At 57.3% G+C, this 11,471-nt stretch carries 7 protein-coding genes; 4 read left to right on the top strand and 3 right to left on the bottom strand.

Going from position 1 to position 11,471, the window contains the following annotated elements:
* Window positions 1-82: 82 nt before the first annotated feature.
* Window positions 83-2,206 carry an FAD-dependent oxidoreductase gene (locus NTX17_06735; GenBank protein MCX5801067.1) on the top strand — a complete coding sequence of 708 codons (2,124 nt, stop codon included), beginning with the start codon at window positions 83-85 and terminating at the stop codon, window positions 2,204-2,206.
* 40 nt (window positions 2,207-2,246) lie between these two features.
* The gene (locus NTX17_06740) at window positions 2,247-3,410 is read left to right on the top strand and encodes an FAD-dependent oxidoreductase (GenBank protein MCX5801068.1); all 1,164 of its coding nucleotides are present in this window, start codon (window positions 2,247-2,249) and stop codon (window positions 3,408-3,410) included.
* Between the two features lie 31 nt (window positions 3,411-3,441).
* On the opposite strand, the gene NTX17_06745 is transcribed toward NTX17_06740, so the two are convergent.
* Window positions 3,442-5,208, bottom strand: a complete 1,767-nt coding sequence (locus tag NTX17_06745) for a SpoIIE family protein phosphatase (protein ID MCX5801069.1) — start codon at window positions 5,206-5,208, stop codon at window positions 3,442-3,444.
* An 853-nt stretch (window positions 5,209-6,061) separates the two neighbouring features.
* Between NTX17_06745 and ade the strand changes: the two genes are divergently transcribed.
* Window positions 6,062-7,774: an adenine deaminase gene (gene ade / locus NTX17_06750; GenBank protein ID MCX5801070.1), complete on the top strand. Its 1,713-nt coding sequence runs from the start codon at window positions 6,062-6,064 to the stop codon at window positions 7,772-7,774.
* 141 nt (window positions 7,775-7,915) lie between these two features.
* Window positions 7,916-8,182 carry a hypothetical protein gene (locus tag NTX17_06755; protein MCX5801071.1) on the top strand — a complete coding sequence of 89 codons (267 nt, stop codon included), beginning with the start codon at window positions 7,916-7,918 and terminating at the stop codon, window positions 8,180-8,182.
* Window positions 8,183-8,267: 85 nt separating this feature from the next.
* On the opposite strand, the gene NTX17_06760 is transcribed toward NTX17_06755, so the two are convergent.
* Together NTX17_06760 and pyrE are read right to left on the bottom strand one after the other, a co-directional pair.
* Window positions 8,268-10,418 carry a S8 family serine peptidase gene (locus tag NTX17_06760; GenBank protein MCX5801072.1) on the bottom strand — a complete coding sequence of 717 codons (2,151 nt, stop codon included), beginning with the start codon at window positions 10,416-10,418 and terminating at the stop codon, window positions 8,268-8,270.
* Window positions 10,419-10,829: 411 nt separating this feature from the next.
* Window positions 10,830-11,417, bottom strand: a complete 588-nt coding sequence (gene pyrE / locus NTX17_06765; GenBank protein ID MCX5801073.1) for an orotate phosphoribosyltransferase — start codon at window positions 11,415-11,417, stop codon at window positions 10,830-10,832.
* Window positions 11,418-11,471 lie beyond the last annotated feature (54 nt).

Below are 11,471 nucleotides of genomic sequence, written 5' to 3' on the forward strand. Positions count from 1 at the left end.
CACCCGTTCTCACTCTGATGTTTGCGCCAACCTCGGGTTCCGGGAAGTCGCCGGCGTTTGCGCGCCATGCCGCAAAACAAAGATGAGTTCAGCAGCAAGAATCACAAATCATCCCATAATAGACGTCGTCGAGAGGCGGGAGATTCCGTTCACGTTTAACGGCACGAAACTCACCGCCAAGGAAGGCGAAGTCATATCCTCGGCGCTTTTCGCGAACGGCGTTCATGAATTCGGCCATCATCCCAGGGACGGGAGTCCCCAGGGAATATTCTGCGTGAACGGCCAGTGTTCTCAGTGCCTGGTCATCGCGGACGGCGTGCCTGTCAAGGCATGTATGACTCTCGTCCGGAAGGACATCGATGTGCGAAGCTGCGAGGGCCTGCCTTCGCTCCCCGAGTTCGATGAGCCCGTTTCTTTCGAGGAGGTTCCCCAGTTTGACACGGAAGTGCTCGTCATCGGCGCCGGCCCCGCAGGCCTCTGCGCAAGTATCGAGCTTGGGAAGCTTGGTCTGAACGTAATTCTCATCGACGACAAGCCGGCGCTCGGGGGAAAACTGACCCTTCAGACGCATCAATTCTTCGGCTCCAGAACTGATTGTTTCGCTGGCACGAGAGGGATTGACATTGCAGAGCTCTTATCCAGACAATTGGCCGAGCTCTCCAACGTGGAGGTGTGGACTCAATCACTTGCCGTCGGAGTGTTCCTGGACAGAAAGGTCGGAGTCCTTCGTTCCGGGCGGTACGTTCTCGTCTCACCCAAGATTCTTCTTGTAGCGTGCGGGGCACGAGAGAAGAGCCTTGGTTTTGTCGGTTGTGACTTGCCCGGCGTGTACGGCGCGGGTGCATTTCAGACTCTCGCCAACAGGGACTTGGTGAGACCCGCAGAGAAGCTCTTTGTCGTGGGCGGTGGGAACGTCGGTCTGATAGGAAGCTATCATGCGCTTCAGGCCGGCATCAAGGTTGCCGGACTGTGCGAAGCCCTGCCGGAGTGTACCGGTTACAAGGTGCACCTCGACAAGATCAGAAGGCTTGGCGTGTCCGTTTTCACTTCCCACACCGTAGTCAGAGCAGAAGGAAAGGGCCGAGTGACCGGCGTCACAATCGCCCGGTGCGGCAAGGACTTTAAGCCCATCGCAGGCACTGAGAAATCCTTCAAAGTTGACACAATCCTCATTGCCGTCGGTCTTTCCTCTGTAAACGAACTGTTTCTCCAGGCCAAAGAGTGCGGCATGGAGGTTTACGCGGCCGGAGATTCGGAGGAGATTGCCGAAGCGAGCGCAGCCATTTTCAGCGGGAAGCTCCTTGGCCGCAAGATTGCGCGTCGGCTCAACGTGGAATGCGACATTCCTCCTGAATGGGAAGGACTCGCCTGCGTGTTGCGCAGCAAGCCGGGCCCCGTGCACGAACCGGACGCGCCTCCGCCGGGCCTGTTGAGATTCCCCGTGATCAGATGCGTTCAGGAGATCCCGTGCAACCCCTGCACCAAAGTCTGCCCCAAGAAGGCGATATTCATTCCCGGTGATTCGCTCATGGGGAGACCTCAGTTCAGGCGGGCGTGCCTCGGCTGCGCGAGGTGCGTTGCAGGCTGCCCGGGTCTTGCCATCGTGATGGTGGAGCTTGATTACGACCCCGAAGGGAAAGTCGCCCTCCTCACCGTGCCCTTCGAATTCTCGGAGGAAGTGATTCCTGAAGGAAAGCAAGTCGAAACCGCGGATTTCGAGGGGAAGCGGTTGGGCCACGGAACCGTGGTGGCCGTGAAGAACAATCCCACGCAGAATAGGTGCAGGCTCGTCCTGCTCGAGGTTCCGTACGCGGATGCTCTATCGGTCGCCGGGATAAGAATTCAAGAAGAGGAATCTCCGATCCCGGGCGAAATCTGCGCGGACACGGGCAAGGTCGGCGCGTCTGCGAAAACGGCCTCCATTGAAGATGAAGACATCATTATCTGCCGCTGCGAAAGGGTCGGGAGGAAGGCGATCGTAGAGCAGCTCAGGGCCGGCGTGAGGGACATGAACCACCTCAAGGCCGTACTGAGGCCCGGGATGGGATCGTGTGGAGGGAAAACTTGCAGGGAACTTATCCTCGGGATTTGCAGGGAAGAAGGGATAAGGCTTTCTGAAGTGACGCCGTCGACGTATCGGCCCTTTGAAGCAGAGGTGCCGCTGGCTGCCTTCTGCGGATGCAAGAACGAGAAGAGCGGAGGCTGAGACTGCCGAGAGAAGCGAGAGAGCCAGGGGAACTAGCTTAGTGGAGAATTACGATGTCATAGTGGCCGGCGCAGGTAGCGTCGGACTTCCTAGCGCCTGCTATCTGGCAGACAAGGGACTCAGCGTCTGCGTGATAGAGAAGGAGCCTTCGGTCGGCCAGGGTCAGAACAAGGCCGCCATAGGAGGCGCGAGGGCGACGCATTCTGACCCTGCCAAGATAAGGCTCTGCCAGGAGAGTCTCAAGGTTTTCTCTTCGTGGAAAGATGATCGCGGGGAGGACGTAGGGTGGAAGAAGGGGGGTTATTGCTTTCCCGTTTACCGAGAGTCCGAAGAGAAGACACTCAAGGGGATTCTGCCCGTCCAGAAGAAATTCGATCTCAACATCGACTGGGTCGACCCCGCGACGATAAAGAGGCTCATTCCCGGCGTGAATCCGAATGAACTCAGGGGAGGAACCTATTCGCCCGACGACGGCCAGGTCTCTCCTCTGCTTGTGGCGAGCTCCTATTACAGGCTCTGCGTATCGAAAGGCGTGAAGTTCGCGTTTCAGGAGGAAATCGTAGAGGTCACGCAGAGTCGAGGAAAGATAAAGGCGATTCGCACAAACATGAACGACTATTCTTCGGGAATTCTCCTAAACGCAGCGGGCGCCCGTGCGAGGGAGTTGGGCAAATTGTGCGGCCAGGACATTCCGGTTGTCCCCGACAGTCACGAAGGTGGAATCTCGGCTCCCGTTCAGATGTTCCTCGAACCCCTTGTTGTGGACATGAGGCCCGGGTCCGACGGGAAGAGCTCGAACTTCTATTTCGGCCAGACCTCCGAGGGGCAGATCATTTTTTGCTACACCCCCGCTGATCCGTTCGTCGGCGGGGAAAGAAGAAGCCTTTCCGAGTTCATGCCCAGCGTGGGTAGGAGGCTTGTGGAGTTGATGCCGAGGCTCAGAAACCTACTCGTTCGAAGGTGCTGGAGAGGTCTTTACCCGATGACTCCCGACGGCAATCCCATAATCGGCAAGGTTGCAGAGCCCGAAGGTCTGTTCTTGGCCGTCGGCGCGTGCGGACAGGGATTGATGATGGGGCCGGGTGTCGGGAGGAACATCGCCGAGCTTATCTCCACCGGTCGGCCTCTGATGGAGGAAGAGATTTTCGAACGGATGAGCGTTCATCGGGATTTCTCAGCGGCGAAAGCTGAAGCGCTGCGTTAGCACTCGGCATGCCCTCACGGGGAAAAGTCTGTCAACGTGCCTTCAACACGACCAGTGTGAGGTCGTCGTTCTGTTTTGCGGCTCCTCTGAACGAGGCGACCTCATCGATTATGCGCTGCATCACTGCTTCCGCGGGCGCGTCGATTGAAGAAAGCAGTAGCCTTTCGAGCCGCTCCTGCCCGAATTGTTCGCGCGAGACATTCATTGCGTCGATCACGCCGTCGGTGTAGAGGACCAGTAGGTCGCCGCTCGAGAGGCCCACGGGTCTCTCCTCGTAACTTGTGCCGGGGATGACACCCAAGACCGGTCCTCCTTCGGTGAGGAGCTCCATCCGGCCGTCTTTTCTTATGAGAATGGGCGGGTAGTGGCCGGCGTTTGAAAATGTGAGTACCTTGTTCTTCGTGTCAAGGACACCGTAGAAAGCAGTGACGAAAGCCCCGCTCTCGACGCTTTCGCAGAGAAGGGCGTTGACCTTGGCCAGGATTGTCCTTATGGCGTAGTTGTTTCTTATCTCCGCCCTGAGGCTCGCTCTGTAACTCGCCATTATCAGTGAGGCGGGGATGCCCTTTCCCGACACGTCGGCGATTGCGATGCCGATTTGATGTTTCACTATGTTTATGAAATCGTAATAATCACCCCCGACTTCCTCGTACGAAATGTTTGTTCCGCACACTTCGAAGTCCGTGAGCGCGGGGCACGAGGAGGGGAGAAAGCTCGTCTGGATTTGGCGGGCAATCTTGAGTTCGTCCTCGATCCAGCGCCTTTTCTCCAGTTCGTCGTGGAGTCTGGTGCGTTCTATCAAGATTCCCACCTGGTTTGCGAAGGCCGTCAGCAACTCCAGGTGGTCCTCCGTGTACGCGTTGTGCTTGTCGCTCTCCACGTTGAAGGCGCCAATCACGGCGTCTCCGGCGGTCAGCGGAACGACCATTTCTGAATTGGTCGCGGACCTCACCTGATAGTACCTCGGATCGTTCTGCGTCTCGGGAACGATCAGACCACGACCGGTCTTCACGGCCCATCCGACGAGACCCTCGCCGACCTTCAACTTGATCTTTTCCTCGACCCCCGGGTCGTAGCCTTTCGTAGTTATGGCTCGTATTTCCATCGTGTCGGAACGAATCAAGTAGATTCCGGCGGCCTCATATCGAAGCACCATGTGCAGCGCCTCCAGCACGGAGTTGAGGACGGCCTGAACGTCAAATGAAGACCCCACGGCCCTGCCGACTTCATATAGCATCTCCCACTCTAGCACGCTCTTTCTGAGCTCGTTCTTGTTGCTGGAAAGCCTCAGGGCCAGGGAAATCGGTGCGGCCATTGCCGCGGCAAGCGAGAGGTCTCTGTTGGAAAATTCCTCGCCGGCTCGCTTATCGAACGCACATATCACGCCGAAGCCACCTTCTTCGCCCAAGAGCGGCACGCAGAGGCTCGAGTTCAGACTGGTTTTGAGAAAGTCCTTGAGCCGCTGATCGAGCCTTCCCTCGACAACCTCTTTGCGTCCCATCGTGGGGACTCCGGAGTGAATCAGAGAAGCGATAAAGGGCTCTTCGACCGGCAATTTGATGTTCGAGAATGCCGTGTCGTGGGAAGGACGATTGACGAACCCGGAGAGCGAGGTGTTCAGCCTGTTGAAGAGAAAAAGAGCCGACCTCTCCGCAGAGAGAGCGGTGGCCAAGTTAAGAAGGATAATCTCTACGAGCTGGTCAAAGGTGCCTGCACCGTTCAGCTCCTCAGTGAACCGGAGCGCAAACAAGCAATCCTCGTGTGCAACTTTTTCGACATCAATAGTATTCTCTCTCACGCTTTGTCACTCCTATCTTGCCATGCTCTTCAGGCCGTTCCACGCGGCACCGGGCAAGACGCCCGGAACGGCCGTGATGAACGCAACCCGAGGAGCCATGCAAGCGACACAGCCAATGTATCATCGCGCGCCGTCGAAGTCAAATGCAACGCGCCGGCAGGGGCTTCCTGCGCCGGCGAGAAAATCAGACGAAGCACTCTCGGCGGAAAGAGGCGTGGATGGTGGTGGAGTGAGGAGTCACGGAAGTATCGACCGTTTTCTCTTGACAAATAGGAGCGGATGCGGAATAATGAACATGAACAGAAAATATAGGGTCCGTCTTGCCTGGGTTTTCCGGGCGGGCGTCGCGGAAGTGTCAGCCTCTCCCGTCAGCAGCCCTCGGGTCCGGGAGATAAGCTGCCAAAAATAACAGACCTACCAAACAATCCGCATCTTGCCTGTCAGCACGGCAGCAGTGCTGGCGCGGAAGCGACGCCTCCCCTGAAGACCCATTTGCTTTTGGTGCGACTTTTCCCGCCCAGGCCGTACATTGAACTCACTCTCTGGCTTCGCTCGCGTCTGGCGATGTCCCATCGTGCCGGCCTTTTCTAGAATTTCCTCACTGTCGCCGTCCTGGCGCCTTGCCGCCGACCTTTTGGTTTGACATTTCTTCGTGTTCCTCGCTATATTTCTAGCATCCGGAACGGGACGGCACTCCTGATCAAGAGGTGTCGCACGTGCCGAGGTTAGTGCATTCGGAGCTTTGTGCATTTCGAGGTTCGGGCATCGAAGGCTCTGTGGAGACTGGACGCCGGACGTGTTGGGTTCGGTGCGGTTTGTCTCGCCGGGCTCACTTCAACCAAGGAGCTAGCAAGTGGGAATTGAAGAACTCATAGCGGTAGCGGCGGGGGAGAGGGACGCGGATCTCGTACTGAAGAACGGCATGGTGGTGAATGTGTTCAGCGGGGAGATCTACAAAGCCGACGTAAGCATTCAGGGCAAGAAAATAGCTGGCGTGGGATCGTATTCGGGCAGGAACTCCATAAACGTGGAGGGAAAGTACGTCTGTCCCGGTTTGATTGACGGGCACGTTCACATCGAAAGCTCGATGGTTTCGGTCCCTGAGTTTGCCAGAGTCGTGGTGCCTCTGGGCACGACCACGGTGGTTGTCGATCCGCATGAGATTGCCAACGTAATGGGATCCGAAGGAATTCTCTTCACCCTCAAGGCCAGTAAGTATAACCCATTAAATGTGTTTGTGATGCTTCCTTCATGTGTTCCTTCAACCGATCTGGAGACCGCCGGTGCGGAGCTGAAGGCGGTTGATTTGTTCCCGTTTCTCTCTCATAAGTGGGTTCTCGGTCTTGGCGAAATGATGAACTACCACGGTGTAATCACTAGGGACGAAGACGTGATGGACATGATAAAGATCGCGAGCGGGAAGCGGATCGATGGCCATGCACCAGGTGTGACGGGTTGCAGATTGAACGCATACGCCGCCGGCGGCATACAGTCTGACCACGAGTCCGTCAGCGTGGAGGAGGCAAGGGAGAAGCTGAGGGTAGGCTTTCACATCATGCTGCGCGAAGGTTCTGCAAGTAAGAACCTCCTCGACCTTCTTCCCTTGGTGAGCGAGCGAAACGCAGACAGGTTTATTTTTGTGACTGACGACAAGCATCCCGGGGATTTGTTGGGCGAGGGACACGTGAACCACATGTTGAAGCTCGCCGTCGCACACGGAATCGATCCCGCGCTTGCAGTGAAGATGTCTTCGCTCAATGCGGCGGAGTATTACGGTCTGGAGAAGATAGGGGCCCTGGCGCCTGGCTACTACGCCGACATTGCGGTGATCGACAGTTTCGAAGAATGCCGGGCGAGCCTTGTGCTCAAGAACGGGGAGGTCGTCGCGAGAGACGGCAACCCGGTGTACGAGCTTCCATCGAGAGATAGACATCCCCTCAGGAGTTCTATGAATATCAAGGCGGTGAGCGTGGAAGACTTTGTGATTCCCGCGCGAGAGGGGAAGGCAAACGTCATAGGTCTGGTGCCGGGGCAGATCACTACGGAGTGGTTTCGCGAGAAACCTACCGTGAGGAACGGCCGAGTGTTTGCCGACGTCTCCTCGGACATCGTGAAGCTTGCAGTGGTTGAGAGACATCACGCGTCCGGCAACGTCGGCCTCGGTCTTGTCAAGGGTTTTGGCCTCAAGAGAGGCGCATTTGCGTCGAGTGTCGCGCACGATTCCCACAACATAATTGTCGTCGGTGTCGACGAGGGCGACATGCTCTGCGCCGTGCAGCGCATAGTAGAGATGCAGGGAGGGCTCTGTGTGTGCAGCGGTGGGAAATGCGTGGAGTCTTTGGCCCTTCCGATTGCCGGCCTCATGAGCGAGGAACCCATGGGGCTGGTGCGAGACAAGCTCAAAACGCTCAACGCGGCGGCGGCCAGGGAGCTGGGCCTGGGCGTCAGTGACCCCTTCACGATCGTATCTTTCCTCGCGCTGCCTGTGATTCCGAAGCTCAAGCTGACAGACAGGGGACTGGTGGACGTTGAAGGTTTTAAGATCATTGATTTGTTCTCGCAGTGACGAGTCGAGGCCAGTGAGCCCGTCGTAGTGACGAACGCGGTGTCTGTTCTCGCTCGGTCAATTTCTCCTTGAAGAACGAGTTGTGACTGCGTATTCTTCTTAGAAGAAGAGAGTTTCAGCATAGTGGCCGCAAGGAAGGGGGTGAACGTTTTGAAGGAAGAGAAGGTTGGCTTCGTCGAGCACTATTTTGACAAGATAAATGTGGCTGCCATCAAGCTGACTAGTGGCAGTCTGGCCGTGGGTGACAAGGTCCACATCAAAGGGCACACGACTGATCTGGAGGAAATCATCAATTCCATCCAGATAGAACATGACTCGGTCCAGAAGGCTGACAAGGGCGCGGACATCGGAGTGAAGATCAGCCAGAAAGTTAGAGATCACGACGAGGTGTTCAAGATAATCGAGTGAAGGACTGACGACCATCAATCCGCACAGCAGGGCTCTGCTGCGTCATCGGCCGTAGCCAGCAGCCGTAGAGTGGAATTCCTGAGTCCTATCTGAGGAGAACCGCTTTTACGGAAGAAGAGATTCCTCTTGCCTCCAATCGGATGAAGTAGATTCCAGAGGAAGCCGTTCTGCCGCCCTCATCGGTGCCACGCCAGCTTGCAGCTCCGACGACCGTCCCCGGTCCCCATTCGCCTTGCTTGATTGTCTTGACGAAGCGGCCATTGGAATCGAAAACCCGTATGGCGAACTTCTCTCTCGCTCCGTTTGAAGGCAACACATACCTGACTGTCGTGACGGGGTTGAACGGGTTGGGGAAGTTTTGTCGTAGAGCGGACGGCCCGGGCATGACTATCGTCTTATCATGTGCGACCAGGAAGGTAGGAGCCACGGCGTCTAGAATTTTGATCTTGCCGAAGCCCCAGGAATCCGTGTAATCAAGGCCGGTAAAGGCGTCACGAGCCGCCGATGCAGTGATTCTGTCCCTGACTTGGGCCGGCGTGAGGTCTGGATAAGCCTGGAGCACGATGGCGGCTCCCGCAGCGACGTGTGGTCCGGCCGCGCTTGTTCCGCTGAATTGACGGAAGCCACCGAACGGCGCGCCGGAATCATCGTGTGATCTTGAGGAATAGACGTCGTAGTTGCCGGGAGCGGCAATCTCCATTATGGACAAGCCGTCTATTCTCTTGCCTCTGCTGCTGAACTCGCTGAGCTGGCCCGGGTGCACCGTGCCGCTTCCGACGCCTGAGTAGCTGGAATATCCACGAGTACTGTACGAAGCCAACGTGAACGCGCTGTCAGCGGTGGCGGGCCAGCAGATCGTTTTGTCAGTGCTTCTGTGGCTCGTGAACTCCATGCCTCCGGACCACGACGTCACGTTGTCGGCAATGAAAGCATTCACTTCCTCGCTTGAGTCCGCTGCGCTTGTGATGCCGAGTTTCCAGCTTCCGCCGACGCCGGCGCCACGATACACGTACACGTCGAATTCAACCGTTCCTCTCGCGGAAGTGTCCTTCGCTGAATAGACCCAGTAGGCTCCGATGAACTGGTAGGAGCCATTGCCGAGCAACAGGGCGCTGATACCCTCAGGCGTAGTTAGCGAGAAGGAGATGTTGTTGGACGGCGTTCGCCAGAGCAAGGTTTCGAATATCTCAGTCAGCGTGATACCGCTGTACGTGTTGGGCGCATGCGATGTGAGATTCTGTGATCCCAGCGGTTCCAGGGTGACCTGCGCGTGCTTATAACCACGGCAGAGATTTCCTGCGGGTGTTACCTGGAGCATACTGTCCGAGGCAGCATCGAGCGCCTGCTCATCGTTTGTCGAACCGTCAAGCGGAGTGAAGACGAAATCCGCGAATTCGTAGAGCACGATCTTGGCCCCCCTCGTTCTCGCCCAGTTGAGGAAGGCAGGCACAGAGAAGTCCTGTGAGAAGTAGTTTCCCACAAGCAGTTCCGCATCTGGTGCAACTCCGCAGAACCTGCTTCTGCCTCGTATGCCTCCTGCAAGAATTCCGCACACCGAAGTTCCGTGTCCATCCGTGTCCCGTGCGGTGTCTATGAGGTCTGTTCCTCGAACCCTCTCGATGTTTCCGGCGTTGAGCGTGGCAACGACCTTGGAGCTGCCGAGCGCGATCAGGTCTTCTCCGGGGTCCACCGTCAAGTCGCCGTCGGCGTCAGCCAGAATGAATAGCCCTTCGCCGTACGTCGGAGTGCTTTCGCTGAAGCCCGCACTCCTTCCGTGGTCTCTGACGCCATTGTCGTTGGCGTCGTTGTACAGCCAGTCCCAGTGCGCCTGGAAGATATGGTCTTTGTTGCTGGTTCCGTTTCCGCCGAACGTGTGCGCCGGGTCGTAAATCTCCCCGTCCAAGAAATTGAGACGTTCACCGTTGTCGCAAAGACCGTTTTGGTTCAAGTCGACTCCGTCCACGCCGGGGTCAAACACGCCGTTCAGGTTCACGTCCAGCCACTGCAATGTATCACCGTCGGCTCTCCAGAACTGCGGATGGAAGACGTCAATGCCCGTGTCGAAGTCGGCTATGATCACGCCCTGGCCTGTCAGAGATCTGCCCAACTCGTCTGCCTGCTCCCACACGTCGCTTGCCCGTATCTCCGGTCCGCTCACGTCGAGAGTGGGGAGTATCCGGGGGTGCCACACCGACTCTACCGCCACAACGTCCTGTCGCCGTGAAAGAGCATCCATGAGTTCCCAGGGAACGAAGGCGCCATAGATGGTCCCGACCCTGCAGACGTTCCCGTTGATTCTTTCGAACCTGACGCCCTGCGCTTCGAGGCCGGTTATCTCGGACGGAGCGAGTACGTTGCCGAAGCGTATCGTCACGTTGCATTCATCGCGGGCCGCAGCCTGTGACAGCGAGCCCTCCGCCAGCCGGGGATGCTTTACCCTTGAGGCAAGAAGTAGTTTCAGCGAGGGGCCGCATTTGTTGAGCCCATCGGAGGCGAAAACAGCATGGCAGTGGAATACGAGGACCGCAACGACAACAGCGAGGCATGCTGACAACCAGAATGTTCTCACGGGATCTCCTTCGTCCTGTCCCGACGGTGGCTCAGGCACACCACCTCACCTAATTATACCACACAAGGGAAGCGCGGTTCAAGCGAGGGGCTTCCCGGGGCGTTTAGTTGCGCTTGCGCCCGCGTCAAGAATCTCTGACACTCTCAGGATGGCGTCAAAAGGGTAGCCGGCACTCCGTATTTCTTCCGCGCCTCCTTCTTCTCTGTCAACGACTGCCAGAGTCCGCACGACCACGCATCCCGTCTCTTCTACGGTGCGCGCGGCGGAGAGAATCGAGTTTGCGGTTGTGACAACGTCGTCCACGATTGCCACCTTCCATCCGTTCTCCAGATTTCCCTCGATGGCTCTGCCCGTCCCGTGGACCTTCACTTCCTTCCTGACGAGGAAGGTCGGCAGCGGCCTTCCTTCGAAGAAGCTAACGGCGGCCACCGCCCCTGCAATTGGATCTGCGCCGATCGTAGGTCCGCCCAGCGCTTGGATCTCACCTTCGCCCAGCATCGAGAGGAGAATCTTCGCAAGAAGGAACGCGCCCTCAGGAAGCGTGCTGACCTTTCGCACGTCCAGGTAATACGGGCTCTTCTTGCCCGAAGACAGAACGAAATCACCGTAGGAGAGGGCGTGCTCCACCAGAAGTTCCTTCAATCTTCTCTTGTCGCTCTCCTCCACGATGTCTCCTCGATGCGCGAGCCGAGCCCGTGCTGGTGAAGATATGGCTCACCG

The sequence above is a fragment of the Candidatus Eisenbacteria bacterium genome, assembly GCA_026388185.1.
GTDB lineage: Bacteria > Eisenbacteria > RBG-16-71-46 > JAFGJU01 > JAFGJU01 > JAPLKG01.